24 protein-coding genes are annotated in these 25572 nt (G+C 69.4%); 7 read left to right on the plus strand and 17 right to left on the minus strand.

Annotation, left to right across the window (positions count from 1 at the left end; all coding sequences use genetic code 11):
* Positions 1-188: 188 nt before the first annotated feature.
* From AB5J53_RS02745 to AB5J53_RS02780, 8 genes are all read right to left on the minus strand, one after another.
* On the minus strand, positions 189-1100 hold the full coding sequence (locus tag AB5J53_RS02745) for an NAD-dependent epimerase/dehydratase family protein (protein ID WP_369244053.1): 912 nt from the start codon (positions 1098-1100) through the stop codon (positions 189-191).
* A 165-nt stretch (positions 1101-1265) separates the two neighbouring features.
* Positions 1266-2039: a GNAT family N-acetyltransferase gene (locus AB5J53_RS02750; protein ID WP_369244054.1), complete on the minus strand. Its 774-nt coding sequence runs from the start codon at positions 2037-2039 to the stop codon at positions 1266-1268.
* 329 nt (positions 2040-2368) lie between these two features.
* Entirely contained in the window at positions 2369-3694 is a 1326-nt protein-coding gene (locus tag AB5J53_RS02755; RefSeq protein ID WP_369244055.1) for an MFS transporter, read from the minus strand.
* 298 nt (positions 3695-3992) lie between these two features.
* Positions 3993-4943, minus strand: a complete 951-nt coding sequence (locus tag AB5J53_RS02760) for a catechol 2,3-dioxygenase (RefSeq protein WP_369244056.1) — start codon at positions 4941-4943, stop codon at positions 3993-3995.
* Between the two features lie 10 nt (positions 4944-4953).
* Entirely contained in the window at positions 4954-6042 is a 1089-nt protein-coding gene (locus tag AB5J53_RS02765) for a 4-oxalomesaconate tautomerase (protein ID WP_369252018.1), read from the minus strand.
* A complete protein-coding gene (locus tag AB5J53_RS02770; RefSeq protein WP_369244057.1) occupies positions 6039-6767 on the minus strand; it encodes a 4-carboxy-4-hydroxy-2-oxoadipate aldolase/oxaloacetate decarboxylase in 729 nt (242 codons plus the stop codon). Before AB5J53_RS02770 ends, AB5J53_RS02765 begins: the two co-directional genes overlap by 4 nt.
* Complete coding sequence (locus AB5J53_RS02775) at positions 6764-7513, minus strand: PIG-L deacetylase family protein (protein WP_369244058.1); 750 nt, start codon at positions 7511-7513, stop codon at positions 6764-6766. The genes AB5J53_RS02770 and AB5J53_RS02775 overlap by 4 nt, the downstream gene beginning before the upstream one ends.
* 78 nt (positions 7514-7591) lie before the next feature.
* Positions 7592-8242, minus strand: a complete 651-nt coding sequence (locus tag AB5J53_RS02780; protein ID WP_369244059.1) for a GntR family transcriptional regulator — start codon at positions 8240-8242, stop codon at positions 7592-7594.
* A 292-nt stretch (positions 8243-8534) separates the two neighbouring features.
* Between AB5J53_RS02780 and AB5J53_RS02785 the strand changes: the two genes are divergently transcribed.
* Positions 8535-12827: a discoidin domain-containing protein gene (locus tag AB5J53_RS02785; protein ID WP_369244060.1), complete on the plus strand. Its 4293-nt coding sequence runs from the start codon at positions 8535-8537 to the stop codon at positions 12825-12827.
* A gap of 65 nt (positions 12828-12892) precedes the next feature.
* Here AB5J53_RS02785 and AB5J53_RS02790 read toward each other — a convergent pair whose 3' ends face one another.
* Both AB5J53_RS02790 and AB5J53_RS02795 read right to left on the minus strand, forming a co-directional pair.
* Positions 12893-13957, minus strand: coding sequence for an LLM class flavin-dependent oxidoreductase (locus AB5J53_RS02790; RefSeq protein WP_369244061.1), 1065 nt, complete (start codon positions 13955-13957; stop codon positions 12893-12895).
* A gap of 30 nt (positions 13958-13987) precedes the next feature.
* Positions 13988-14443, minus strand: coding sequence for a MarR family winged helix-turn-helix transcriptional regulator (locus tag AB5J53_RS02795; protein ID WP_369244062.1), 456 nt, complete (start codon positions 14441-14443; stop codon positions 13988-13990).
* Positions 14444-14574: 131 nt separating this feature from the next.
* Here AB5J53_RS02795 and AB5J53_RS02800 point away from each other — a divergent pair, with 131 nt between their 5' ends.
* Entirely contained in the window at positions 14575-15135 is a 561-nt protein-coding gene (locus AB5J53_RS02800; protein ID WP_369244063.1) for an NADPH-dependent FMN reductase, read from the plus strand.
* Between the two features lie 9 nt (positions 15136-15144).
* Here the strand turns inward: AB5J53_RS02800 and AB5J53_RS02805 are convergent, their stop codons facing one another.
* From AB5J53_RS02805 to AB5J53_RS02815, 3 genes are read right to left on the minus strand one after another with little or no spacing between them, the layout of a single operon-like run.
* Positions 15145-15321 (minus strand): hypothetical protein, encoded by a 177-nt coding sequence (locus AB5J53_RS02805; RefSeq protein ID WP_369244064.1) that lies wholly within the window; start codon positions 15319-15321, stop codon positions 15145-15147.
* A gap of 23 nt (positions 15322-15344) precedes the next feature.
* Entirely contained in the window at positions 15345-16172 is an 828-nt protein-coding gene (locus AB5J53_RS02810) for an ATP-binding cassette domain-containing protein (RefSeq protein WP_369244065.1), read from the minus strand.
* Entirely contained in the window at positions 16169-16732 is a 564-nt protein-coding gene (locus tag AB5J53_RS02815; protein ID WP_369252020.1) for a carboxymuconolactone decarboxylase family protein, read from the minus strand. The genes AB5J53_RS02810 and AB5J53_RS02815 overlap by 4 nt, the downstream gene beginning before the upstream one ends.
* 233 nt (positions 16733-16965) lie before the next feature.
* On the opposite strand from AB5J53_RS02815, the gene AB5J53_RS02820 reads away from it, so the two are divergent.
* Entirely contained in the window at positions 16966-17370 is a 405-nt protein-coding gene (locus AB5J53_RS02820) for a cupin domain-containing protein (protein ID WP_369244066.1), read from the plus strand.
* Between the two features lie 22 nt (positions 17371-17392).
* Here the strand turns inward: AB5J53_RS02820 and AB5J53_RS02825 are convergent, their stop codons facing one another.
* Entirely contained in the window at positions 17393-18247 is an 855-nt protein-coding gene (locus tag AB5J53_RS02825) for a LysR family transcriptional regulator (protein WP_369244067.1), read from the minus strand.
* A 68-nt stretch (positions 18248-18315) separates the two neighbouring features.
* On the opposite strand from AB5J53_RS02825, the gene AB5J53_RS02830 reads away from it, so the two are divergent.
* Entirely contained in the window at positions 18316-19224 is a 909-nt protein-coding gene (locus AB5J53_RS02830; RefSeq protein ID WP_369244068.1) for a DMT family transporter, read from the plus strand.
* 31 nt (positions 19225-19255) lie between these two features.
* Here AB5J53_RS02830 and AB5J53_RS02835 read toward each other — a convergent pair whose 3' ends face one another.
* Positions 19256-21262: an RICIN domain-containing protein gene (locus AB5J53_RS02835; RefSeq protein WP_369244069.1), complete on the minus strand. Its 2007-nt coding sequence runs from the start codon at positions 21260-21262 to the stop codon at positions 19256-19258.
* A 237-nt stretch (positions 21263-21499) separates the two neighbouring features.
* Here AB5J53_RS02835 and AB5J53_RS02840 point away from each other — a divergent pair, with 237 nt between their 5' ends.
* Positions 21500-22249 (plus strand): MBL fold metallo-hydrolase, encoded by a 750-nt coding sequence (locus AB5J53_RS02840; RefSeq protein ID WP_369244070.1) that lies wholly within the window; start codon positions 21500-21502, stop codon positions 22247-22249.
* On the opposite strand, the gene AB5J53_RS02845 is transcribed toward AB5J53_RS02840, so the two are convergent.
* The gene (locus AB5J53_RS02845; RefSeq protein WP_369244071.1) at positions 22242-22616 is read right to left on the minus strand and encodes a MerR family transcriptional regulator; all 375 of its coding nucleotides are present in this window, start codon (positions 22614-22616) and stop codon (positions 22242-22244) included. The genes AB5J53_RS02840 and AB5J53_RS02845 overlap by 8 nt on opposite strands.
* 96 nt (positions 22617-22712) lie before the next feature.
* Between AB5J53_RS02845 and AB5J53_RS02850 the strand changes: the two genes are divergently transcribed.
* A complete protein-coding gene (locus AB5J53_RS02850; protein ID WP_369244072.1) occupies positions 22713-23954 on the plus strand; it encodes an MFS transporter in 1242 nt (413 codons plus the stop codon).
* On the opposite strand, the gene AB5J53_RS02855 is transcribed toward AB5J53_RS02850, so the two are convergent.
* Positions 23951-24805 (minus strand): GNAT family N-acetyltransferase, encoded by an 855-nt coding sequence (locus tag AB5J53_RS02855; protein WP_369244073.1) that lies wholly within the window; start codon positions 24803-24805, stop codon positions 23951-23953. The two genes, AB5J53_RS02850 and AB5J53_RS02855, sit on opposite strands and share 4 nt — an antisense overlap.
* 194 nt (positions 24806-24999) lie before the next feature.
* Here AB5J53_RS02855 and AB5J53_RS02860 point away from each other — a divergent pair, with 194 nt between their 5' ends.
* Positions 25000-25536 (plus strand): GNAT family N-acetyltransferase, encoded by a 537-nt coding sequence (locus AB5J53_RS02860; RefSeq protein WP_369244074.1) that lies wholly within the window; start codon positions 25000-25002, stop codon positions 25534-25536.
* Positions 25537-25572: the final 36 nt, after the last annotated feature.

Here is a 25572-nt window from a genome sequence, read left to right on the forward strand (position 1 = left end):
ACGCGGCTCCCCTCGGCAGTCGGCGGGCCTGCCGCCTCGACCGAGCGCCTGGCGCGGGAGAGTCGAGCGCGACGGGAGGCAGTCCCCCGGGACGGCTGGCGTCCACACCTTCAGCATGCCGCCTCGCCCGCTCGCCCGCGTGGGCCGACCGGCCCCCAACTCCCTCCCGTTCGGCCCATGTTCGGGCGTCAGACGGCCGCCTCGAGCGCGGCCAGTCCGTCGAGGCTCGACGGATGGGCGGGGGTCCAGCCCAGTTCCCGCTCCGCCTTGGCCGCGGACACCCGCATGGTCGTCCGCATCATCACGTGCGCGTACGACATGGGCTTCATCAGCCACAGCGGTACGGCCATCGGCTTCGGCAGGCCGAACCGCTCGGCCACGGCGCGGACATGGGTGGCGAAGCCCAGCGGGGTGCGGTCGACGATGTTGTAGGCCTGGCCGGGACGGCCGTGCTCGACGGCGGCGACGACCGCGCTGGCGGAGTCGACGAGGTCGATCCACGGCAGGACCTGGCCCCGGTCGTCGGCCACGGGGAGCTGCCGCTTGCGCAGCATGGGCAGGATGGCGTCGGTACCGCCGGGGCCGTAGAAGAGGCCGAATCGCAGCGCGATTCCCTCCAACCCGCTTGCCTCGAGGGTGAGTTGCTCCTTGATACGCATGGCCGCGAGGTGCTGTTCCAGCTGGGGTGTGGCCCCCCGCGGGCCGAAGGTGTCGTCCTCCGTGAGGATGTGGTCGCCGTGATCGCCGTATCCGTACCCGAAGACCATCGACTCGGCGACGAGCCGCCGTGCGCCGGTGGCTCGTGCGGCCTCGACGAGGTGGGCGGTGCCGTCGATGCGCAGCGCGTTGGTCGCGCGCATGTCGCGGTGGCGCAGGGGCGCCTTGCGCAGAGCGGTGGCGGCGAGGACGACCGTGTCGAAGTGCTGCCCGTCGACGGCGCGCAGCAGTGCGTCGCGGTCCGTCAGATCGGCCTGGACCCCGTTGGCGGGGCCCCGGCCGAGACCGGTGACCTTGTGGCCCGCGTCGGTCAGGGCCCGGGTGATGTGCCGGCCGAGAACGCCACTGGCGCCGGCCAGGAGGATGCTCTGGTTCGTCGTCATGCAGGTGCGACGGAACGAGGGGGCCAGGATGTGACATCGGGTCCCGGAAGGCGCCCTCCTCGTCGACGCGACGCCGGCGGTACTACCCGTGTACGTACTACCCGCGCCCGCCTCGCGCCCGCGTACGTACTACCCGTATACGTACGGCCACCGTCTACGTACGGCCTACCCATATACGTACGGCGTCGTCGTGGTGAGTGGCTGGAAGCCGAGGCGGGCGAGGATGGGGCGGCTCTGGCTGGAGGCGTCGACCTGGACGTAGCGGTAGCCGCGCTCGGCGGCGACGCGGGCGCGGTGCGCGACGAGGGCGCGGTAGATGCCGCGGCCGCGCCAGGCCTCGACGGTGCCGCCGCCCCACAGACCGGCGAACCGGGTGCCGGGCAGGAGTTCCATACGGGCCGCGCTGACCGGTACGTCGCCGGCGAGGGCCACGACGGCGACGACCGTGTCCGCGTCGCCGGTGAGCTGGGCGAGCAGCTGGTGGCGCAGGCGCGTGCCGTCCGTACCGAAGGCCTGTTCGTGGACGTCGGCCACCAGGTCGACGCCCGCGCGGTCGGTGACGGGGAGCAGCCGTACGCCCTCGGGCGGCTCGGCGTCGAGTGCCAGGTCGCCGAGTTCGGCGACCATCAGCGTCTCCTCGGGCTCGGCGGTGAAACCGGCCGTCCGCAGTCGGTGCCCGAGATCCTCCGGTTTGTCGTGCCCGTACAGCTTCCACTCGAACTCTCGCCCGAGGTCGGAGAAGTACCGGACCTGGTCGGCGATCGCCGCGTCGGCGCCGGTCTCGTCCAGGTCAGACCAGATCACCCCGTTCCAGCCCCGCTCGGCGCCGACCTGGCGCACCACCTTGCCGACACGCTCGACCCGGGCATCCGGGGCGTCGGGCCGCGCCCCCTCGCGCATGTCGCGATCGAACAGGGCGAGTACCGCATCGTGATCCATGAGGTCACTCCAGCATCCTGGAGTGACTGGGGCAACGGATATTCAGTAACCCACGGTGAACCGGTCGGCTTGGACTCCTCGAAAACAGTCTCCGTGCGTGTTCAGGCGGCGGGTCCCGTGAAGCCGGCGGAGTTCGCCGATGCCGCTGATCCGGCTGACGAGTTCGTCGCCTTCCGTGGGATAGCGGGGTGGGGTGGCCCTGCTGCTGTCGGTCGTCGCCTGACGACTCCCGCACAAAGAGGATCGGCCGACTCCAGAGGCCCGGTACGCACACACGTCTGGGCCGGGCCCATCAGGCCCGGCCCAGACGCTGGTCCCCCGCCCCTCGGTCAGCCGGTTGCGGTCAGTTGCTGCCGCGTGCTGCTCTGGGGCGCGGCCGGCTGGACCCGGCGCAGGCCGGTCAGGCTGACGAATACCAGCGAGAACACGCCCGCTATGGCGAAGGCGGTGAAGCCCGCGGTGGTGGAGCCGGTGGCGAGCAGCCGACCGCCGAGCCACGGGCCGAAGACGGCGCCGAAGCGGCCCATGCCTGAAGTCCAGCCGACCGCGGTGGCGCGGTTGTCGTCGTGGGAGCGGGCGGCCACGGTGGCGTAGATCATCGCCTGGGCGCTGAAGAGGAACATGCCGGTGAGGAAGACGACGGTGTAGGTGAGGGCCAGCGGCATGCGGATGCTGAGGGAGTAGACGCCGATGGCGGTGGCACCGAACCAGATCGCGGAGATGCGCGAGCCGCCGAACTTGTCGGTGAGCCGGCCGCCGATCAGCATGCCGACGATGCCGCCGAGGTTGATGACGATGACGAAGCCGATCGAGGACCCGAGGTTGTAGCCGTTGGCCTTCATCAGCGACGGCAGCCACTGGGAGACGCCGTAGACCAGCAGCAGGCCGCCGAAGGAGGCCACCCAGAAGAGCAGGGTCTGGACCCACAGGCCTCCGCGGAACAGGGCGGCGAGCGCGCTGAAGCGGTCGGCGGCGGCCGGGCGCTCCTTGCCGCGGGCGGCCAACTCGACGCCATAGCGGTCGGCCAGCGCCAAGGCTTCCGTGTCCCGGCCCTTGGCCTGCAGGAAGGCCATCGACTCGGGCAGGAACTTGGCGGCCAGCGGGACGCCGATGAAGAGCGGGATCACGCAGATCCAGAAGGAGACCCGCCAGTCGCCGGTCCACAGCGCCACGAAGCCGGCAACGATACCGCCGGCCTGGTGGGCGGTCATCAACGAGCCGACGATCAGGGCGCCGCGGCCGCGCGGGGCGTACTCGGTGACCAGGGTGATCGCGCTCGGCAGCAGTCCGCCGAGGCCGAGGCCGGCCAGGAAGCGGCCGAAGCTGAAGACGCCGAGGCTGGAGGCGGAGGCGCAGACGGCGGAGGCCAGGGAGAAGACGGCGGTGGACACGATGATGGTCTTCCTGCGGCCGACCCAGTCGCTGACGGTGCCGGAGGAAAGGGCGCCGATCAGCATGCCGAAGGTGGCGTAGGAGCCGACGTCACCGGCCTTGCCCGGGTCGATGCCGAGCGCCTCCGTCTCCAGCATGTGCGGAAGCACGGAGCCGTAGATGAACATGTCGAGGCCGTCGAAGAGGACAACCAGCCAGCAGAGGCCGACGACGAGCGCGGCCAGTCTGCCGCCGCGAGCGGGCAGGGCGAGGGAGGAGGACATCGTTGTTTCCTCTCGTCCAGGAGGCATGGGCCCTGGAAGGGGGATCGGTGAGGTGGGTCGACGCGGCTCGTGCGGCGGACCCGATGGTGCCCCAGACGCTAAGGATTGACATCAAGACTGTCAACGCTTTTGTCAACAATCCTGGAAACCATCCGGCCACCGCAAGAAACGGTGCCACGGGGAGCTGAGAAGCACGTGAGAAGGGCGCGGGCGGCACATGATGAGGTGCCGCCCGCGCGCGTGATGTGGCTGGAAACAGCCGTCAGAACCTCGGCTGGGGACCGCCGGGCAAAGGGGATCAGCCGACCGGCGGCGTGCCGTGGGTGTGGAAGGACTCGATGGTCTTCAGACCCCAGGCCTGCCCCTTCTTCCGCTCGTCCTCGGTCCAGGTGACCAGCGGCCAGTCGGGTGCCAGGACCAGGCGGGTGAGCGGGTTGCACAGCTCGACGCGGTTGCCGCCCGGCTCGTAGACGTACAGGAAGAACGTCTGCTGGATGGCGTGCTTGTGCGGGCCGGTCTCGATGAACACACCGGTGTCGATGGCGAGATCGGCGGCGCGCAGGATGTCCTCGCGGGTGTCCGTGGCGAACGCGACGTGATGGAGGCGCCCGTTCGAGCCGGTCCAGTCCTCGGTGTAGACGATGTCGTACGACTTGTTGCTGAAGGTCAGCCACTGGGCGGCGATCTTCCCGCTGTTGAGCTGGATCTGCTCGGTCGGGCGGGCGCCGAGCGCGTCGCGGAGGAAGTCGCCGTTGGGCGAGACGTCCGCGGCTAGGTAGTTGACGTGGTCCAGGCGACGCACGCCCACCCCGTGGCCGGGCTTGGCCTGCGGCTGGTTCTTCAGGGCCGGCTTCAGCTCGTCCGGCGCCCGGTACCACTCGCTCTCCCAGTACAGGGCGAGTTCGTGGCCGTCGGGGTCACTGGTGACGTACAGCGGGCCGAGGCCCGGTTCGTCCTCGACCCAGCGGCCCCTGCGGCCGCTGTTCTCGATCTCCTTGACCCGTCGTTGGAGGGCTTCCTCGCTGGAGACCCGGAGGGCTGTGCGGCGGATGCCCGAGGTCGAGTGGGCGGTGAGGGTCAGGCTGTGGTGTTCGTAGTCGTCCCAGGTCCGCAGGTAGACGGAGTCCTGGGAGCGACCGTTCTCGGTCAGGCCGAGGTAGTCGGTGAAGAACCGGACACTGCCGTCCAGGTCCGGGGTGAGCAGTTCGACATGCCCGAGGTGGGCGATGTCTCCGAGGGGCGGCGCCATACGGGCCTCCTTAAAGGTGATGTGCGGCTCCGGCCGGCCGGGGGAAGACCGTGCCGTCGAAGATCTTGCGGGCGGTACGTACGACGGCGGTGCGTCGGGCCACCGGGGCGGCGCGCTCGGGGCCGTACTCGACACCGGCTTCGATGTCGAGGAATCCGGTGGGGTGCTCGATGCGCAGCCGGTCCCCCCTCTCGGGCAGGCGCGCCACGGCCTGCCCGACGCCGCCCTCCACGCGCAGCCCGGCAGCGACGCTCGCGGCGCCCAGGACTCCGATGGAGGTGTGGCAGCGCACCGGGATGAAAGTGCGGGTCATGACGGCGCCACCGTGCCGGGGCGGCGCCAGCAGGGTCAGCTTGGGCACGGTGGTGTTCTCGACGTCGCCGAGGCCCATCAGCTTCCCCGCCTCCAGGCGGATCTCCCTCAGCCGGTCGGCGAGGGTCAGATCCTCCTCCAGGTCCTTGGGGGCTTCGTAGCCGGTGACGTCGAGGGAGGAGGCGGCGATCAGGACGGTCGGCATCCCGTTGTCCACGCAGGTCACCGATGTGTCGGCTACGAGGTCGCGGGCCCGGCCGGTGGGCAGCAGTGGGCCGCTGCCCCGCGGAAACTCGATCACCACCGGCGCGGCGGTGCCCGGCACACCGGAGATCTCGGCGGAGCCGGTGTACGCGACGCGTCCGCCGGGGGTGGGGAAGCTCGCGACGGCGAGGTCGCCGGAGTTGCGCATGCGGATCCGTACGGAGGTCCGGTCCTCCCCCGGCACGACCAGGCCGCGTTCGACGGCGAAGGGACCCACCCCGGCCAGGATGTTGCCGCAGTTCTGCCGATCGGACACCTCTGGCCGGTCGACGGCGACCTGCAGGAACAGGTAGTCGACGTCCGCCTCGGAGTCGGCCGAGGCGGAGACCACGGCCACCTTGCTGGTCAGGGGGTGCGCCCCGCCCAGGCCGTCGATCTGGCGCGGGTCGGGGCTCCCCATGACGCGCAGCAGCAGGTCGTCGCGTGCGGCGACGTCGGAGGGCAGGTCCTCGGCCAGGAAGTAGGCGCCCTTGGAGGTGCCGCCGCGCATGAGCATGCAGCGCACCTCCTCGGGCCCGGTCAGGACTCCGCTCCGTCCCGCTCGTACGTCCCTCCCCGGACGTACTCCTCGTACGACTGGTAGGTGACGCCGAGTCGCACGAGCGTCTCGCGCAACCCGTAGCGGTCCAGGCCCAGTTGGCCCTCGATGAAGGCGGCGCGGGAGGCGGCCTCCTTGTTCTCGCGGGCCTCGGACGTCTCGGCGGCGCGGCGGGCGCTCTCGCGGGGCACGCACACCACACCGTCGTCATCGGCGAGGATCACGTCGCCGGGCCGCACGATCTGACCGCCGATCGCCACCGGTACGTTGACCGAGCCGCCGGTCGCCTTGACCGTGCCCTGCGGGCTGACCGCCGCGGACCAGGCCGGGAAACCCATGTCGCGCAGCTCGGCGGTGTCCCGGATGCCGGCGTTGATGATCAAGCCGCGCACACCGCGCCGCTGGAGCGCCGTGGCGAACAGCTCGCCGAACATGCCGTCGGTGGAGGACGAGGTGGTGGTGACGACCAGGATGTCGCCCTCGCCGCACTGCTCGACGGCGGCATGGATCATGAGGTTGTCGCCGGGCCAGGAGAGCACCGTGACCGCGGTGCCCGCGACGCGCGTGCCCTGCTGGTTCGGGCGCAGGTGCGTGCCGAGCAGGCCGGTGCGGCCCATCGCCTCGTGCACGGTGGCGACGCCGAAGGTGCCGACGGCCTCGACGTCCTTCGCGTCCGCCTTCGGCGGGTTGGTGACGATCACGCCGCTCATGCCAGCTCCTTCGCGATCTGCGGGTACGGACGCATGTACGCCTCGGCCATCGTCTTGTGGGCCAGGCCGAGGTTGGGGCCGGCGTTGCGCTTGAGCTGGACGCCGCGGCGGACGGCGAGGTCGGTGTAGTAGTCCCACAGGTGCTGCTGGGCGCCGAGGCATTCCATGGCCTTGCGCTTGGTCTCCCACACCTCGGTGATGTCGAGGAGGACCTCGGGCTTGAAGCCGCTCATCTCGGGCTGGTGCGGCTCGAAATAGAAGACCGGCGGGGCGCCGATGATCTCGCCCGGGCCGGGGTAGCCGATGGCCTGGGCGAGGACGCGGGCCTCCAGGGCCATGCGGTGGGCGGCCGGGTGATCGCCGTTGTACGGGTCCTCGGTCGGATGGGTGAGGACGACGTCGGGCTGGGTCTCGCGGTAGACGGCGACCAGTTGGTCCGTCAGCTCGGCGGTGGCGGTCAGCGGGTAGTCGCCGGCATCGAAGAAGCGGACCTCGCCGCCGAGGGTCGCGGCGGCGCGCTCGGCCTCGCCCCGGCGTATCGCCTTGATCTCTTCCAGCTTCTTGCCCTCGCGCCACGCCTTGGCGGACTCGCCGCGCTCGCCGAAGGTCAGGCACGCGATGGTGACCTTCTCGCCTCGGGAGGCGGCCAGGGCGATGGCTCCCCCGGCACGCCACACGAAGTCCCCGGCATGCGCGGTGACGACCAGCGTCGATCGTGGGGTGGCGGGCGCTTTGCCGTGCGTCATTGCGGAAATCTCCTTGGTGGACAGGTACACGCCCACCTCGGCCCGGTCTGTCGCACAGCGCGCCGGCCACGCGGTACGTCAGTCGCGCAGCGCGTCGATCACACTGCCGAGGTGGACGCGGACGGCCGCTTCGGCCGCCTGCGGGTCCCTGGCCTGGATCGCTTCGATCATGGCCAGGTGTTCACTCAGGGACTGCTGGGAACGCCCCGGTCTGAGCGCCAGCTGGAAGCGGTGGCGCACCAGTTGGGCGTTGAGGCGCTCCAGGAGCTCCACGGCCACCTGCTGACCGGAGAACTCCCTGATCCGGGCGTGCACTTCATGGTTGAGCTCGGAGTAGGTCACCGGCTCGCCGTCGGCGACCGCCTTGGACATCGCCGCGCCCAAGTCGCCCAGCTCGGCCAGCTGTTCATCGCTGGCCGCGATGGCCGCCTTGGCCGCGCACAGCCCTTCGAGGGCCATGCGGCACTCGGTGATGGCCACCGCTTCCTCGACCGTCACCACCCGCACCCGCGATCCGCGGTTGCGGATCCGCTCGACCAGTCCCTCCGATTCCAGCTCGATCAGCGCCGCCCGGACGCTGGCCCGAGTGACACCGAACTGCTCGGCGAGCTCGTTCTCCACCAGCCGCTGGGCCGGTGCCATCTCGCCGCGCAGAATCGCCTGCCGCAGCTGCACCAGTGCGTGCTGCTTGGCCTGCTCTCCGGTGCCTGGACGGGCTTCCTTCTGCATTGCGCCCTCCCTGAGTGAGTGCCTGTCGAACGTAAATCTAGTCCAACAAGATTGTCAACAATTTTGTTTTACATGTTGACGACAGAGGGCGTGCCGGACTTCGAGCACACGGCCACCGCACTCGTCCGCAGCTGCTCCCTTCACGACAAGCGAGAGCAACTATGTCTGCGTGAGTTGTGGACTGAACAATATCAACATGCAACTCTTCGACAACTGAGCGCAAAATTCAGACCCTCAGGCTCTCTCGCACCTGTTCCGTATCGACGCGACACCGCTCAAGGACAGGAGACGCATGTCCAGACATCGTTGGAGAGGCCGGTTGACGGCCGCTCTGCTGACCATCGCGCTGGCTCTCATCGGACTTCCGGCGCTGACCACGACCGCGACGGCGGCCGGTGGTCCCCATCTCGCCGCGGGCAAGGCCGCCACGGCGAGCAGCTCGAAACCGGAGTACGGCGCGGCCAACATCACGGACGGCAACTCCGGTACGTACTGGGAGAGTTCGGGAGCAAGCTTCCCTCAGTGGGTGCAGGTCGACCTCGGCTCGTCCAGCCGCGTGGACGAGGTGGTGCTGAAGCTCCCACCGTCGTGGGAAAGCCGTAACGAGACTCTCGCCGTGCAGGGCAGCGGCGACGGCACGAGCTTCGACACCCTCAAGTCCTCGGCGCCGTACGCCTTCACGCCGAGCGCGGGCAACACGGTGACGATCTCGTTCCCGGCCACTCAGACCCGCTCCATACGTATCAACGTCACGGCGAACACCGGTTGGGCGGCCGCGCAGCTCTCCGAGCTGGAGGTGCACGGCGCGACCGACTCCTCCGGAGACCTGGCCGCGGGCAAGCAGTTCACGGCGAGCAGCTACACCCAGACGTATGTCGCCGCGAATGCGGGCGACGGCAACCGGGCCAGCTACTGGGAGAGCAGGAACGACGCGCTCCCGCAGTGGGTCCAGGTCGACCTCGGGTCCTCTGTGCGTGTCGACCGGGCAGTGCTGCGCCTGCCGGCCGACTGGGGCGCGCGCACCCAGACCCTCAAGCTCCAGGGCAGCACGAACGGATCGGACTTCAGCGACATCACCGCTTCGAAGGCCTGCGACTTCAACGCGGCGAACGACCAGTCGCAGACGCTGACCTTCAACGCCACCACCACACGCTACGTACGGGTCCTCGTGACGGCCAACACCGGTCAGCCGGCGGGCCAGCTCTCCGAGTTGGAGGTGTACGGACCCACCACCGGCGACACCCAGGCGCCCGGCGCGCCCACCGAGCTGGCGTACACCGAACCCGCCACCGGGCAGATCAAGTTGACGTGGAAGGCCGCCATCGACAACGTCGGGGTCACCGCCTACGACATCTACGCCAACGGCGAGTTGAGGACCTCGGTCGGCGGCGACGTCACGTCGTACACCGACACCCAGCCCGCGTCGGCGACCGTCGCCTACTACGTGCGCGCCAAGGACGCGGCGGGCAACCAGTCCGCCAACAGCAACACGGTGACCCGCAAGGGCGATTCGGGCGACACCCAGGCTCCGACGGCACCCGGCAACCTGGCCTTCACCGAGGCCACGAGCGGTCAGGTCAAGCTCACCTGGCAGGCGTCCACCGACAATGTGAAGGTCACCGGTTACGACGTCTACGCCAACGGCACCCTGCGCCAGAGCGTCGCCGGTGACGTCACGACGTACACGGACACTCAGCCCGTCTCGGCGACCGTGACGTACTACGTGCGAGCCAAGGACGCGGCGGGCAACGTGTCCGCGAACAGCAACTCCGTGACGCGCACCGGCTCCACCAGCGACGACGCGAACCTCGCCGTCGGAAAGCCGATCACGGCGTCGTCCAGCGTCTACACCTTCGTCGCGGAGAACGCCGACGACGACAAGACCAGCACCTACTGGGAGGGCGGCCCGGGCTCCTATCCGAACAGCCTGACGGTGAAGCTGGGGGCCAACGCCGACGTCAACACCGTGGTCCTGAAGCTCAGTCCGGACGCCGCCTGGGCGGCCCGTACGCAGAAGATCCAGGTCCTCGGCCGGGAGCAGAAGGCCGGCTCGTTCACGAGTCTGGTGGACGCCAAGGAGTACACGTTCGACCCGGCGAGCGGGAACACGGTGCGTATCGGCGTCTCGGGCCGGGTCGCGGACGTCCAGCTGGTGTTCACCGCCAACTCGGGGGCGCCCGCCGGGCAGGTCGCCGAGTTCCAGGTGCTGGGCAAGCCCGCGCCGAACCCGGACCTCCAGGTCACCGGCATCACTTCGGCCCCGGACAACCCGGTCGAGTCCGACGCCGTGAAGCTGACCGCGACGGTGCGCAACACGGGCACGGAGGCCTCGGACGCCACCGACGTCCAATTCCAGCTGGGCGGCACCAAGGTGGGCACCGCCTCCGTCGGCGTCCTGGCGGCCGGTGCCTCGGCAACGGTCACCGCGGACATCGGCGCCCGCGACGCCGGGACCTACCAGGTCGGCGCCGTCGTCGACCCGGACAACAAGGTCATCGAGCAGAACGAGGGCAACAACTCCTACACCAGCCCCACGTCCCTCGTCGTCAAGCCCGTGTCCAGCTCCGACCTCATTGCCTCACCTGTCGGCTGGTCGCCGAGCGCGCCCGCGGAGGGAGACACGGTCACCTTCTCCGTCACGCTGAAGAACCAGGGCACGATCGCCGCCGCGAGCGGCAGCCACGGCATCACGCTCACCGTGCTCGACTCCTCGGGCGCGACGGTGAAGACGCTCACCGGCTCCTACGACGGCGCCATCGCCGCGGGCGGCACCACCTCCCCCGTGAACCTCGGCACTTGGACCGCCGGCAAGGGCAAGTTCACCGTGAAGACGGTGATCGCGGCCGACACGAACGAACTGCCGGTCAAGCGCGACAACAACACCAGCAGCCAGCCGCTGTTCGTCGGACGCGGCGCCAACATGCCGTACGACATGTACGAGGCCGAGGACGGCACCGTGGGCGGCGGCGCGCAGACAGTCGGACCGAACCGCACCGTCGGCGACATCGCGGGCGAGGCCTCGGGCCGCAAGGCCGTCACGCTCAACAGCACCGGCAACTACGTGGAGTGGACCACCAAGGCCGGCGCCAACACCCTGGTGACCCGCTTCTCCATCCCGGACTCCGCGGGCGGCGGCACGAACTCCACGCTCGACGTCTACGTCGACGGCAAGTTCCTCAAGGCCATCGACCTGACGTCCAAGTACGCCTGGCTGTACGGGGCGGAGACCGGTCCGGGCAACTCGCCGGGCTCGGGCTCACCGCGGCACATCTACGACGAGGCGAACCTGATGCTCGGCCAGACCGTCCCGGCCGGCAGCAGGATCCGTCTCCAGAAGGACGCCGCCAACGACTCCACGTACGCGATCGACTTCGTGAGCCTGGAGCAGGTGTCGGCGATCGCCAACCCGGACCCGGCGACGTACGCAGTCCCGGTCGGGTTCACGCAACAGGACGTGCAGAACGCGCTCGACAAGGTGCGCATGGACACGACGGGCAAGCTCGTCGGTGTCTACCTGCCGGCCGGTGACTACGAGACGTCGAGCAAGTTCCAGGTGTACGGCAAGGCGGTCAAGGTCGTCGGTGCCGGGCCTTGGTACACGCGCTTCCACGCGCCGTCGGCGCAGGAGAACACGGACATCGGATTCCGGGCGGACGCCACGGCCAAGGGGTCGTCGTTCTCGAACTTCGCGTACTTCGGCAACTACACCTCCCGCATCGACGGTCCGGGCAAGGTGTTCGACTTCTCCAACGTCTCCGACATCACCATCGACAACATCTGGAACGAGCACATGGTGTGCCTCTACTGGGGCGCCAACACCGACAGCATCACCATCAAGAACTCCCGGATCCGCGACATGTTCGCCGACGGCGTCAACATGACCAACGGCAGCACGGACAACCACGTCGTCAACAACGAGGCGCGGGCCACCGGCGACGACAGCTTCGCGCTGTTCTCCGCGATCGACGCGGGCGGGGCCGACGAGAAGAACAACGTCTACGAGAACCTCACGTCGATCCTGACGTGGCGCGCGGCGGGCATCGCCGTCTACGGCGGCTACAACAACACCTTCCGCAACATCCACATCGCCGACACCCTGGTCTACTCCGGCATCACCGTCAGCTCGCTGGACTTCGGCTACCCGATGAACGGCTTCGGCACGGATCCGACGACCTTGGAGAACATCTCGATCGTCCGCTCGGGCGGTCATTTCTGGGGAGGGCAGACCTTCCCCGGCATCTGGATGTTCTCCGCCTCGAAGGTCTTCCAGGGGATCCGCGTCAACAACGTCGACATCGTCGATCCGACGTACAGCGGCATCATGTTCCAGACCAACTACGTGGGAGGACAGCCACAGTTCCCGATCAAGGACACCGTCCTCACGGACGTGACAATCTCCGGGGCGCACAAGAGCGGCGACGCGTACGAGGCGAAGTCCGGCTTCGGCCTGTGGGCCAACGAGATGCCCGAGGCCGGACAGGGGCCCGCCGTCGGTGAAGTCACCTTCCACAACCTGAAGTTGAGCGACAACGCACAGGACGTGAAGAACACGACGTCCACGTTCAAGATCAACCTGTTGCCCTAGCGGCAGGCAGCGGTACGGCCGGGTGACGGGGCCTCCGGCGCCCCGTCACCCGGGCCGGCAAGGCGTCAGGAGCCCATCATCTCGCGTACCAGCGGTGCCACTTCGGTGCCGAACAGCTCGATGTTGGTCATGAGCGCGGGGTGAGGCATGCCGTTCATCCCGTACTTCAGGTCGAAACGGGTCGCGTTGAGGTCCTTGAGCGTGGCCGTGATCTTGCGGGCCACGGTTTCGGGCGAACCGACGTGCAGCGCGCCGCCGGGGCCGACATCGCGCATGAGGCTCTCGCGGGTGGGCGTGCGGAAGCCGCGCTGCTTGGAGACGCTGCGGATCACGGCTTCGAAGGCGGGCAGGAACTCCTCCTGCGCCTGTTCGTCGGTGGCGGCGACGTGGCCGGGGGCATGGACGCCGACGGGTCGCCGAGGTTGCCCGAACTTCTCCAGCGCCTGCTGGAACAGCTGTGAGAACGGCGCGAAGCGGGCCGTTTCGCCCCCGATGATCGCGAGCATCAGCGAGAACCCGTACCGGGCGGTCCGGACGACCGACTGCGGGCTGCCGCCGACGCCGACCCAGGTCGGGATCGACCCCGACTCGCTGTGCGGATAGACGGAGAGGCCGTCGAGGGAGGGGCGGGTGTTCCCGGACCAGGTGACGGGCTTCTCCCGGAGGAGCTCGGCGAAGAGACCGAGCTTCTCCTCGAACAGTTCCTCGTAGTCGCTCAGGTCATAGCCGAAGAGCGGGAAGGACTCGGTGCTCGATCCCCTGCCGAGGATCACCTCGGCGCGACCGCCGGACACGCCGTCGAGGGTGGCGTAGCGCTGGAAGACACGGACGGGATCGTCGGAACTGATCACCGTCACCGCCGAACCGAGGCGGATGCGCGACGTGCGCGCCGCGATGGCCGCGAGTACGACGTCGGCGGCCGAGAGCGGCATCGTGTCGGTGTGGTGCTCGCCGATGCCGAAGTGGTCCAGGCCGACCTGGTCGGCGAGGACACCCTCCTCGACGAGACGGCGGATGGTCTGGCCGTGGGACAGCGGCCTGCCCTCGGGGTCGTTCGGCACGTCACCGAACGTGTCGAGCCCCAGGGTGATACCTCCCCCGCCGGTCGGGTCGGTCGAAGGGTTGGTCATCTCGTACTCCTCGGTTCTTCGCCAGGTGTCTCAGGTCGCGATGCGCCGCAGCGCCTGGACAAGCTGAGTCAGGTCGGTGCCTTCGAGGTGGTCGAAGACGTGGCGCCGGGCACTGGCCAGGTGGGCGGGCCATGCCTCCTCCAGCCGGGCGAGGCCCGCGTCGGTGAGAACGGCGTTCCACCCGCGGGCGTCCTCGTCGCACCTGGTCCGTTCGATCAGGCCCTGTTTCTCCAGGCGGGTGACGACGCGGGTCATTCCGCTCAGCGAGAGATTGGCGGTGGCGGCGAGCTCGCTCATGCGCATCCGCCGGCCGGGAGCCTCGGAGAGATGCATCAGCGTCGTGTACTCGGAGAGCGGCAGACGCTGCTCACGCATCATGTCCGCGTCGATCACACGGGGCAGGACGATCATCACGCGGCCGAGCTGGCGCAACAGCGCCTCCTCGTCCGCACTCAGGGGTTGCAGTGGCTGCTCGGCGGTAGGCATGCACCCATCCTACTTGCTTGACGAAGCAAGCAAAAAATGGATTACTTGACGGAGCAAGGATTTTTCACTGATGGATCAGCTGGATCAGACACATCAGATCGAGATCACCAGAGAGTCTTTGAGGGACAGCCATGACCAAGATCGGGATCATCCTCGGCAGCACCCGCCCCGGACGTAACGGGGAGGCCGTCGCCCGCTGGGTGCACGAGGTCGCCGCGCAGCGCACCGACGCGGAGTTCGAGCTGGTCGACCTGCTCGACTACAAGCTCCCCCACCTCGACGAGGCGTACCCGCCGTCACTGGGCCAGTACACGCAGCCGCACACTCTGAACTGGGCCGACAAGATCGCCTCGTTCGACGGCTTCGTGATGGTGACGCCGGAGTACAACCACTCCACCTCCGGCGCGCTGAAGAACGCCATCGACTTCCTGTACGCCGAGTGGAACAACAAGGCCGTGGGGTTCGTCAGTTACGGCTCGGCCGGCGGCACCCGCGCCGTGGAACACCTGCGCCTGATCGCCGGCGAACTCCAGATGGCCGACGTGCGCGCCCAGGTCGCGCTGTCCCTGTTCACCGACTTCGAGAACTTCAGCGTCTTCAAGCCCAGCGACTTCCAGCGCGAGGCCCTCGGCACCACGCTGGACCAGGTCGTGGCGTGGAGCCGGGCCCTGGCCCCGCTGCGCGCCGCCTGAGGACCGGGCTCACCGCGCCGATGCCCGCGGCAGGACGCGGGCATCGGCGAGTCTGTGCACGTCCTCGACGCACTCGCGAGCGTCCTGCAGCTCGACACCGATACGACGGCCCACCTGATCGGCCTCACTCAGGCCCGGTCGCACAGGACTCCCCCGCCCGAAGGCCGAGAAGGTGCCGACGGGCATCCTGCACGCGGTTGCGTCGCCGGTCAGGCCGCGGAAGCGAAGCCGGGAATCCGGGCCTTGACGCGTTCCAGTTCGGCGTCGTCGGAGAATGCCCTGGAAGTCGTGGCGCGGAGTGCAGGGGCGCCGGAGCCGGGTGAGTTGGTCGTCGGTGAGGTGGATGTCGAGGAGCCCACTGCCGGCGGCAAGGGCGGCGGTGACACCCGCGGGGGCGCCCGCGGTGACGGCGTGCGGCGTCGTCGGTCTGGGATGTAGTGCGAGATGTAGACGACGGCGACGCCCTCGTCGCGCAGGGTCCGCACCAAGTCCCTGATCTGGTGGGCGGCTTCGGCGCTCAGGCAGGCGGTCGGCTCGTCGAGGATCAGGACCCGGCCACCGCGGCGGACTTCCCGCGCCACCTCCACCATGGTCTGTTCGGCGACAGTGAGCCAGGCAGCGATCCGCTCCACGTCGATGCCGATACCCAGGCTCGAAAGTGCCTGGCGCGCCTCGGACTTGAGCGCCCTCCAGTGCACGGCGCCGCGCCGGGTGGGCAGATCGCCCAGCATGACGTTCTCGGCCACGGTGAGCCCCATCGCCAGTTCACGACGCTGGGGAACCGACGCGATGCCGAGCCGGCGGGCCTTGCGCACGGTCAGGCCGTGCTGCATGTGTCCGTTGACCTCGATGGTGCCGCCGTCGGCCTGGTGGACGCCGGAGAGGACCTGCACCAGCGTCGACTTGCCTGCTCCGTTCATGCCCATCAGCGCGTGGATCTCCCCGGGATACAGGTCGAGATCCACGCCTTTGAGGGCGGCCGCCCCGCCGAAGCTCTTGGTGATCCCTCGCAGGCGGACCACGGCCTCGGGTGTCACGGCTGCAGCCGGTTGCCGTCGGGGACGACCCGCTCGTAGCCGCGGATGTCCGGGAAGGGGGGCTCGCGGTCGGCCTGGAGGTCCACCTGGAACGTGTTCAGGCACATACCGAGCATGGTGAAGTTGCCGAGCGCACCGATGGTGTCGACCAGGCCCTTGGAGCCGAAGTGTTCGAGCGCGGGGGCGAAGGTCTCGTCGCGGACGAAGTGCTCTTCGAGGACCTCCCGGCAGAACTGGTAGAAGTCCTGGTCCGTTTCGCTGTCGAAGACCGCCTCGCGCTTCTCGGCGATCGCCTTGACGGCGGCCTCCGGAATGCCGGCCTCGATCGCCTGGTGCACATGCGCGTTCCAGGAGTACTGCGCGTCCCAATTCCGGGCGGCCATCAGCAGCGTGAGCTCGCGCAGGTGCTTGGGGAGGCTGCAGTCGAAGCGGGCGAAGGCGCCGAGCGACTCGGCGCACTCCCCCATCTGCGGGCTGTGCAGCCAGACGCGGAACGGGCCGCGGACGGCACCGCGCCGGCCGGCGATACGGGCGGCCAACTCCTGCTGGCGCGGATCCATTTCCTCATCGGTGAGAACGGGGAGCCTCATGTGGCCGATACCTGCCTTTTCTTTCCGGCGCGTTTCCGGCACGGACCGAGAAGCCGTGCGATGCCAGCCGACCGTACAGCCGGGTTCAAGTAGCTCACCCTTCTCGGATTGCAAGGTAAAACTGCACGCCGGAGGGCACCCATTCGCGCCATCGCGACCTACCGTCGTTCGTCGCATCGCCACGAAATGGAGAGGAACTCCGGATGACCACGATCATCAAGGCCGCGTCCGTGCCCCTGCTCGACCGGGGCGGCGCCGTCGTGACGACGCCGCTGATCACCACGCCGTCGGCCGGTGGGGAGAACCGGATCACCAGCGGGATGAGCGTGTATCCGGTCGGCTCCGGGGCGCCATTGCACTCGCACAACTGCGACGAGCACGTGACGATCCTCGAAGGCGAGGCGGAGGTGGTGCTCGACGGCGAGGTGACGAAGCTGGAGCGGTTCGACACCACGTATGTCCCCTCCCCCATCCCCCATCTCTTCCGGAACATCGGTGACACGCCATTGCGGATTCTGTGGGTCTATACGTCGGGGACGGTGACCCGCACGTTCACCGGGACCGGAGTGACGGTGGAACACCTTTCGGCGCGGGACCAGATGGGCTGAGGCACCGCCTCCCGTCGCCCGGTCAGCCGGTGCGATAGAGCGATGTCAGGAGTTCCATCACCGCCTGTGCGGCCGGATGCGGGTCGTCCCGCCACCAGGCGAGCCGCACGGCGATCGGCTCCGCGTCGCGCACCGGCAGGTAGACGACACCGGGACGCGGGTACTGGTTGGCCGTTGAATCCGCGGTCATGCCGACACAACGGCCGGTGGAGATCACGGTGAGCCAGTCGTCGACGTCGTACGTCTCCTCGGTGGCCGGACGCGCGTCGGGCGGCCACAGTTCCGTGGTCGTGGTGCCGGTGCGCCGGTCGACGAGGAGCGTGCGTCCGCTGAAGTCGGCGAGCCGGATCGAGCGGCGCCTGGCCAGCGGGTCGTCGGCGGCCAGGGCACACAGACGGCGTTCGAGCCCCACGATGGCCGAGTCGAAACGCCGTTCGTCCAGCGGCCTGCGCACCACCGCGAGGTCGCAGGCTCCCTCCGCCAGCCCGGCCGTGGGCGAGTTGACCCGCACCAGGTGCAGGTCCGTCTCCGGATGCCTTTCGCGCCAACGCCGCTGAAAGGGGAGCGTGTGGCGGCCGAGTGCCGCCCAGGCGTATCCGATGCGGAGATGGGAGTGACCCGACGTGGCCTCCCGGACCAGCTCGTCCGCCTCGGCGAGCACCCGGCGGGCGTGCGCGACGACCCGCAGGCCGGTCCCGGTCGGCGTCACCTCACGGGAGGTCCGCCTGAGCAGCCGTACCCCGAGGGCGCGTTCGAGCGAGGCCAGCGTGCGGGATACGGCCGCCTGGGAGACGCCCAGCACGATGGCGGCGTCGGTGAACGTGCCCTCGTCGACGATCGCGACGAGACAGCGCAACTGCCGCAGCTCCACATCCATGACTCAAGCGTATAGATGGACCGGCGGATGCATTTTGCGCAAGAGGTGGCTCGTCGCACGATCGGGGCATGGACGCAGCGCCCACCCCCGCAGCAGCACCCGCTCAGCGGACGGTCCCCGTGCCGTCCGCTCCGCAGCCTGGTGGAAAACGCCTGGCTGTGGCCACGATGTTCGCCAGCGGCCTGTCCAACCAGACCGGGGCCGCGATCGGTTCCCTCGCCTTCCCCACCCTCGGACCTGTCGGTGTCGTCGCCGTACGCCAGTACGTCGCCGCCATCGCCCTCGTAGCCGTCGGGCGTCCCCGGCTGCGGACCTTCACCTGGCGGCAGTGGTGGCCGGTGCTGCTGCTGGCGCTGGTGTTCGCGGCGATGAACCTGTCCCTGTACAGCGCCATCGGCCGCATCGGCCTCGGGCTCGGGGTGACCCTGGAGTTCCTGGGCCCGCTCAGCATCGCCCTGGCCGCGTCCCGTCGCCGTGTGGACGCGTGCTGCGCGGTGATCGCCGCGGTCGGCGTCGTCACCCTCATGCGCCCGAAGCCCTCGACCGACTACTTCGGGATGGCCCTCGGGCTCCTCGCGGCCGTGTGCTGGGCGTCGTACATCCTGCTCAACCGCACCGTGGGCCGCCGCATCCCCGGAGCGCAGGGCTCGGCCGCCGCCGCCTGCCTCTCCGCCCTGGTCTTCCTGCCGGTCGGTCTCGTCCTCGCCGTCCGGAACCCGCCGACCGCGGGGGCCGTCGCCTGCGCCGTCACCGCCGGCGTCCTCTCCTCCGCGGTGCCCTACCTGGCGGACCTGCTCACCCTGCGCCGTGTACCCGCGCAGACCTTCGGCCTGTTCATGAGCGTCAACCCGGTCCTCGCCGCCGTGGTCGGGTGGATCGTCCTGAGCCAGCGCCTCGGATGGGTCGAGTGGACCGCCGTCGCGACCGTGGTGTGCGCCAATGCGCTCAGCATCCTCACGTCGAGGGAAGGACGCTGAACCCGCCCGGTCGGACGGGTTCAGCCCCCGCTCAGTTACGGCTCCACTGCTGGTTCGATCCTCCGTTGCACGACCACAGGTCGATCAACGTGCCGTTCGCCGTGCCGTTGTTGACCGCGTCGAGGCACAGGCCCGAGACGTTGTTGGTGATGGTGCCGTTGGAGTTGACGGTCCACTTCTGGTTGGTGCCGCCGTTGCAGTCCCACAGGACGACGCGGGTGCCGTTGGCGGTGCCGCTGTTGTATGCGTCGAGGCACTTGTTGCCGTAGACGACGAGTTCGCTGCGCGAGGTGTAGGTGAACGTCTGGTTCTGGCCTCCGCCGCAGTCCCAGAGTTCGGCCTGGCTGTTGTTGGTGATGGTGTTCTGGAAGAAGTCCAGGCAGCGGCCGGACCCCGTGCCGACGATCGCCGTGCCGTTGGTGCCGGGGATGGCGCGGACGGCCACGGCGTCGATGTCGGGGACGGTGCCGGACGGAGCGAAGGTGAGCGTGTTCGAGCCCTTCGCCAGATGGGCGAGGACGGAGACGGTGCGGTAGGTGCTCGACGACCCGGTGGGCGGGAAGGCGAGCGTCTGCGTGTACTGGCCGTTGACCTGCAGGGTCGCCCTGCGGGCCGTGGAGCCGCCGTTGGCGTAGCTGATGTCGATCAGCTTCGTGCCCGCGCCGGCCGTCGTGACGCCGGTGAACGTCGGCGTCGTGGCCGCGGTCGTGTCCTCGTAGGTGGTCCCGGAGCCCTCCGTGCCGGAGACGGTGAGCAGGACGGCCTCCCCGGCGGGCACGCTGGTGGTGTAACTCGTCGCGTACGAGCCGATGTTGGATGCCGACCACACGTTGCGCACGGCGGCGGACGCGGTGGTCAGGCCCATGTCCTGCCAGCGGGCGGTGATGTCGGCCGCGGCGGACGTACGGTTCAGCAGCAGGACCGCGCGCTTGCCGGTGCCGGAGAGGACCTTGCTGTAGACCTGCAGGCCTGTGCTGTCCTCGGCGACCTTCACGCCTTGCAGGCCGCGCGTGTCCTGGTCGATGGCGATGACCTCGGAGTTGGTGAGGATCGAGGCGGTCGACGAGCTCATGGTGGCAAGGTTGTTGCCCGCGAGCAGGGGTGCGCCGGAGATCGCCCACAGGCCCATGTGGGTGCGGTTCTGGGCGGCGCTCAGACCGCTCATGCCGACCGTCAGCATGTCCGGGTCGTTGTAGTAGCCGGTGTGCTGGGCGGCGGGGTGCAGGGACTTGTCGAAGTTGGCCAGGATGTTGGACATCGTGGGGTTGTTCGGCCAATAGACGATATCCGTGCTCGTCCGCCAGATGGCCCCCACGCCGGCGGCCCAGTTCCAGGGCTTGCCGGTACCCCACTCGCACAGCGACAAGACGAGCGGGCGTCCCGTGACGGCGGTCGCGGCGGTGTTGGCGTCACGGATCGCCTTGTAGGTCGTCTCCTGGTTCAGGCCCTCGGCGTCACCGCCGCACCAGTCGATCTTGACGTAGTCGAAGCCCCAGTTCTGGAAGGTCTCCAGGTCCTGCTGGTTGTGGCCCTCCATCCCGGTGTTGGGGGCGGCGGGCGTTCCTTCGGGAGTCGGGTAGTAGTAGCCGCAGCCGTTCTTCCCGGCGTCGGTGTAGATCCCGGCCTTGAGGCCCTTGCTGTGGATGTAGTCGGCGATGGCCTTCATGCCGCCGGGCCACTGGGCGGTGTCGACGCTGATGTTGCCGCCGCTGTCGCGGGCGCCCTGCCACCAGCCCTCGTCGATGTTGACGTACTTGTAGCCGGCGGCTGCCATGCCGGACGAGACGAGGGCGTCGGCCTGGGCCTTGATGGTGTCGTAGTCGATGGCGCTGGCGAAGCTGTTCCAGGATGCCCAGCCCATCGGCGCGGGGGTGACGCCGATCTGGTTGGTGCTGACGGCTGTCGGCTCGGCGGTGAGGGGCGCGGCCGAGTGCCCGAGTCCGGCCAGTCCGGCGACAGCGAGCAACAGGACGGCGCATTGGATGCCTGCGCGTCTCAGGAGGCGCGTGAGACACGACGTGTTCGAAATAGGGGACATGCGGCTCTCCCTTGAGCGGTTTGTTCGCAGACTCGAACAAAAGTCAACGAGACTCGCCATATGGGAGCGGTGTTGTCCGTGCCGCGTCAAGTCCCTTGCCGGAACGGGCCGTTCACCTTCGGCCACCGAAGGCCCCGTGTCCGTGAGGGCGGCGGGGGCACGCCCGGGCGCTCGCGATACCTTCGCCCTGACGCGGCCCCCTTCGGCCGTGAACAGATCTCAAGCGTCGGGATGGTCATGCGCGAGGATGCGATCGTTGAGGCGGCCGCCGGAGTTCATCTGGTCCACGGCAGCAACACCAACTGGGTCGTCCTGACCGACGGCGACGCCGTCACCCTGATCGACACGGGGTACCCCGGCGACCGCCAGGAACTCCTCGCGTCGCTGCACGCGCTCGGCCACGCGCCCGAGGCCGTCAGCGCCGTGCTCATCACCCACGCGCACAACGACCACCTCGGCTCCGCCGAGTACCTCAGCGCCACGTACGGCATCCCGGTCCATCTGCACGAGGCGGAACTGCCGCACGCGCGCCGCGAGTTCCTCCAGCAGGTGAGCGTGGGGCAGGTGATGCGCCAGGCGTGGCGTCCCGGTGTGCTGCCGTGGGCGGTGCACGCCATCCGGTCGGGCGGGACCGCGGACGTCCACATGACCCGGCCCGAGGCGTTTGCGAAGGAGGGGCCGCTCGACCTGCCCGGCCGTCCGGTTCCGGTGCACACGCCGGGCCACACCGCGGGGCACTGCGTCTACCATCTGCCGGACGCCGGAATCCTGATCTCCGGTGACGCCCTGGTCAGCGGTCACCCGACCTCACGTGTACGTGGTCCGCAGCTGCTGCCCACGATGTTCGACGCGGATCGCGACGGCGCCCTCGCGTCACTCGGGCGCATCGAAGCCCTCGGGGCAGATGTCCTGCTCCCCGGCCACGGTCCCGTGTACCGCGGCCCGGTGCGCGAGGCCGCGGAACACGCGCGGGAGCTGGCTAGCTGACGCGGTCCGGCTGAACCGCCGCCAGATAGGCCCGCAACGCGTCCCGGTTGCGGGCCAGACAGTCGATGCGGGCCTGGATGCGGTCGATCTCGCCGCGCAGCAGCGCGGCGGTCTCCGGGGTCAGGCACTCGGGGTGGAGATGGATCTCCCCCGGGTCGGACAGGAACGGCAGGATGGCGCCGATGATCTCGGTGGTGAGTCCGGAGTCGAGCAGCCCCCGGATCTGCCGGACACACTGGACGGCAGAATCGCCGTACGCGCGATAGCCGTTGTCGGCCCGCTCGGGGTGGAGCAGACCCTGCTCCTCGTAATAGCGGAGCATCCGGGCCGGGACGCCGGTGCGGCGCGACAGTTCACCGATCTTCATGGCTCTCCTCGGAGGGCGGGCGGGCTGGGCGGCCCACGCCGCCACTGTGCGGACGCGCTTGCCTTCACACTGATGTGAAGGTTTCAGCATGGTCGCATGTCCGTCGCATCGCCTGCCCACAGCACCGCTCTGCCCGCCGCCACGTTCCCGCTGTCGGGGCTGCTCGCCCTGTCCACGGCCGCCTTCACCGCCGTCATGACCGAGCTGCTGCCCGCGGGCCTGCTGCCGCGGATGGCTTCGGACCTGGGCGTCTCCGAGGGGCGCGTCGGGTTCCTGGTGACCGGTTACGCGCTCGCCTCCTTTCTCGCCGCCGTCCCGCTCACGACGGCGCTGCGCGGTCTGCCGCGTCGCCAGGTACTGATCGGCACCCTCGTGGGCTTCGCCTGCGGCAACGCCGTCACCGCCGTGTCGTCCGCGTACGCGCTGACCTTCGTGGCCCGACTCGCGGCCGGGGGCATGGGCGGCACTCTGTGGGCGATGCTCGTCGGGTACGCGGCCCGGATGGTGCCGGCCGAGCGGCGCGGTCGCGCCATCGCGATCGTGCTGGCGGGGATCACCCTCGCGCTGTCGCTGGGCGTGCCCGCGGGCACCGCGCTGGCCGAAGCCCTGGGCTGGCGTGCGGCCTTCACCGCACTGACCGTGCTCGCCGTCCTGCTCGTGGGCTGGGTGCGGTGGCGGGTGCCGGGCTTCCCCGGTGAGGCGGCGGGCACCCGCGCGCCGCTGCACCGGGTCGCCGCGCTGCCGGGGATCGCGACCATCCTGTCCGTCACCTTGCTGCTGCTCCTGGGGCATCAGGTGATGTACACCTACGTCGCCCCGTTCGCGAACCATGTGGGGTTCGGCCACACCGGACTGGTCCTTCTGGTGTTTGGAATCGCCACCGTCGTCGGCATCTGGATCACCGGCGTACTCGTCGACGCGCACCTGCGCCGAACGCTGCTGACCGCGCTCGCCCTGATCGCCTGCGCCCTGCTCACGCTGGGGCTGTACGCCGCCGCGCCCGCCGTACTCCTCGTCTCCGTCGCCATGTGGGGCGCCGCGTTCGGCGGAGCGCCCACCCTCATCCAGACCGCGCTGGTCGACGCGTCCGGCCCGGCCGACGCGGACGTGGCCACATCGCTCCAGACGACCGTGTACAACGCGGGCATCGCGGCCGGTTCCCTCACCGGCGGGCTGGTCCTGGAGAGTTCGGGCGCGGGAGCACTCCCCTGGACGTCGCTCCCGCTGATCGCGGCCGCGCTGACCGTGGTGGCCGTGGGGCGCCGACGTGCCTTCCCCGCACGGCGCGCGGCCGAAGAGTCGTCCCGTCAGCGCCCCGGATCAGGCTCGACCGGCTAGCCGAGCTCCAGCGTCGTGACGCCGTAGACGCGCTCCTGGGCGAACGGCCTGACCGGGCCCGTGTACATACGGGCCGTTTCGAAGGAGGGGGCGAGTCCGAGTTCCTCGACGAGAGCGATGCCCTCCGCGTTCGTCTCGGGGACGTCGATGGCGAGCTCGCTTCCGGCGGCGTCGGCGGACAGCGCCGAGAACAGCGCCCTGGCATCCGCGGCGGTGTCGGCGAACAGCGGCCCGATGCGCAGGGAGTCGCGGGCCGGGCGGATCACGGCGTAGCCGGTGAGGCGGCCACCCGCGAGACGGACGAAGGTGCGGTGGCCCGGCCCGGTCAGCCACCGCTCCAGGAAGCGCGGGCGATCGGCGGGACAACAGGCGCTGTCGTACGCCGTGATCGCAGCGAGGTCCGCCTCCTCGGCGGGCCGGACTCCCGACGGCGCCTGCCCCACGGGGGCGACTCCGCTGAAACGGACGGTGCGGTGGGCGAGTTCGAAGCCGGACTGGCGGTAGTTGTCCTGTTGCGCGACCACCCCGTCGAGGCCGACGGTGCGGCCGCCGGCACGGGCGAGGCCCGTCTTCCAGGTGGTGAGGCCATATCCGCGGCCACGCAGGTCGGGGCGTACGAGGTAGAAGCCCAGGAAGGCGTAGTCGGCGTCATAGTTGACCACCGAGACGGCCGAGACGGGTTCCCCGCCGATCCAGCCGATGAAGAAGCCCTCGGGGTCCTGGGCGAAGAAGCTCACGCTGTCCGACAGCCCGGGATTCCATCCCTCGTCCGCCGCCCATCCGCCGACCACCTTCCAGTCGTCGAGCGAAGCTCGCGAGACGACAAGGTCTTCAGGTCCCGGAGAGGTCATGTGGGCGCTCCATTCCATACGGGGTCGCTTCGGTGCGGTGGTCGGTCGCACCCGCAGCATCCTTCCCGATCTCCACACCGTTCGCAGCGGCAATCACCGGGCGTGGGAGGGGATTTGGCCAGGACCTCCCGTACCTCTGGGCGGGTACCGGCTCCGGCAGCGCCGACCGCTCGTCCGGCCTAAGGTTGCCCTTCATGAGCGTCGAACGCGTGACCTTGCGCCCCGTGGCCGAAGACGACCTGCCCGTCATGGAGCGGTTCCTGATGGAGCCGCAGACGGCCGAACCCTTCCAGTGGTTCGGCTGGTGGGACATCCGGCGCTGGCGGCGTCAGTGGGCGGAGACCGGCCTGATCACCGAGGAGTCGGGTCAGCTGATGGTCGTGCGGGACGACGAGCGACTGGGATTCGTCGCCTGGCGGAAGATCGTCTCCAGCCGGACCACGCACTACTGGAACATGGGGATCTGTCTGCTCCCGGAGGCGCGCGGCAAGGGCGTGGGGACCGAAGCCCAGCGGCAACTGGTCCGATACCTCTTCGCCCACACCCTCGTGATGCGCATCGAGGCCGACACCGAGTCGGACAACATCGCCGAGCAACGCGCCCTGGAGAAGGCCGGATTCACCCGCGAGGGCGTGCTGCGCAGCGTCGTGTTCCGCGACGGTCGGTGGCGCGACGGCGTGCGGTACAGCGTCCTGCGCCACGAGATTGACGCGGACGCGTCACGCGGTTAATTTCCGAGAGCGCTCTCACTTTCCCTCTCGATCAGA

This window comes from Streptomyces sp. R41, from assembly GCF_041053055.1.
GTDB lineage: Bacteria > Actinomycetota > Actinomycetes > Streptomycetales > Streptomycetaceae > Streptomyces.

What these genes read in the sequence shown, in the direction of transcription:
- AB5J53_RS02745 (WP_369244053.1), bottom strand. Translation starts at nt 1,100, where the DNA reads ATGACGACGAACCAGAGCATCCTCCTGGCCGGCGCCAGTGGCGTTCTC.
- AB5J53_RS02750 (WP_369244054.1), bottom strand. Translation starts at nt 2,039, where the DNA reads ATGGATCACGATGCGGTACTCGCCCTGTTCGATCGCGACATGCGCGAG.
- AB5J53_RS02755 (WP_369244055.1), bottom strand. Translation starts at nt 3,694, where the DNA reads ATGTCCTCCTCCCTCGCCCTGCCCGCTCGCGGCGGCAGACTGGCCGCG.
- AB5J53_RS02760 (WP_369244056.1), bottom strand. Translation starts at nt 4,943, where the DNA reads ATGGCGCCGCCCCTCGGAGACATCGCCCACCTCGGGCATGTCGAACTG.
- AB5J53_RS02770 (WP_369244057.1), bottom strand. Translation starts at nt 6,767, where the DNA reads ATGAGCGGCGTGATCGTCACCAACCCGCCGAAGGCGGACGCGAAGGAC.
- AB5J53_RS02775 (WP_369244058.1), bottom strand. Translation starts at nt 7,513, where the DNA reads ATGACGCACGGCAAAGCGCCCGCCACCCCACGATCGACGCTGGTCGTC.
- AB5J53_RS02780 (WP_369244059.1), bottom strand. Translation starts at nt 8,242, where the DNA reads ATGCAGAAGGAAGCCCGTCCAGGCACCGGAGAGCAGGCCAAGCAGCAC.
- AB5J53_RS02785 (WP_369244060.1), top strand. Translation starts at nt 8,535, where the DNA reads ATGTCCAGACATCGTTGGAGAGGCCGGTTGACGGCCGCTCTGCTGACC.
- AB5J53_RS02790 (WP_369244061.1), bottom strand. Translation starts at nt 13,957, where the DNA reads ATGACCAACCCTTCGACCGACCCGACCGGCGGGGGAGGTATCACCCTG.
- AB5J53_RS02795 (WP_369244062.1), bottom strand. Translation starts at nt 14,443, where the DNA reads ATGCCTACCGCCGAGCAGCCACTGCAACCCCTGAGTGCGGACGAGGAG.
- AB5J53_RS02800 (WP_369244063.1), top strand. Translation starts at nt 14,575, where the DNA reads ATGACCAAGATCGGGATCATCCTCGGCAGCACCCGCCCCGGACGTAAC.
- AB5J53_RS02805 (WP_369244064.1), bottom strand. Translation starts at nt 15,321, where the DNA reads ATGCCCGTCGGCACCTTCTCGGCCTTCGGGCGGGGGAGTCCTGTGCGA.
- AB5J53_RS02815 (WP_369252020.1), bottom strand. Translation starts at nt 16,732, where the DNA reads ATGGATCCGCGCCAGCAGGAGTTGGCCGCCCGTATCGCCGGCCGGCGC.
- AB5J53_RS02820 (WP_369244066.1), top strand. Translation starts at nt 16,966, where the DNA reads ATGACCACGATCATCAAGGCCGCGTCCGTGCCCCTGCTCGACCGGGGC.
- AB5J53_RS02825 (WP_369244067.1), bottom strand. Translation starts at nt 18,247, where the DNA reads ATGGATGTGGAGCTGCGGCAGTTGCGCTGTCTCGTCGCGATCGTCGAC.
- AB5J53_RS02830 (WP_369244068.1), top strand. Translation starts at nt 18,316, where the DNA reads ATGGACGCAGCGCCCACCCCCGCAGCAGCACCCGCTCAGCGGACGGTC.
- AB5J53_RS02835 (WP_369244069.1), bottom strand. Translation starts at nt 21,262, where the DNA reads ATGTCCCCTATTTCGAACACGTCGTGTCTCACGCGCCTCCTGAGACGC.
- AB5J53_RS02840 (WP_369244070.1), top strand. Translation starts at nt 21,500, where the DNA reads ATGCGCGAGGATGCGATCGTTGAGGCGGCCGCCGGAGTTCATCTGGTC.
- AB5J53_RS02845 (WP_369244071.1), bottom strand. Translation starts at nt 22,616, where the DNA reads ATGAAGATCGGTGAACTGTCGCGCCGCACCGGCGTCCCGGCCCGGATG.
- AB5J53_RS02850 (WP_369244072.1), top strand. Translation starts at nt 22,713, where the DNA reads ATGTCCGTCGCATCGCCTGCCCACAGCACCGCTCTGCCCGCCGCCACG.
- AB5J53_RS02855 (WP_369244073.1), bottom strand. Translation starts at nt 24,805, where the DNA reads ATGACCTCTCCGGGACCTGAAGACCTTGTCGTCTCGCGAGCTTCGCTC.
- AB5J53_RS02860 (WP_369244074.1), top strand. Translation starts at nt 25,000, where the DNA reads ATGAGCGTCGAACGCGTGACCTTGCGCCCCGTGGCCGAAGACGACCTG.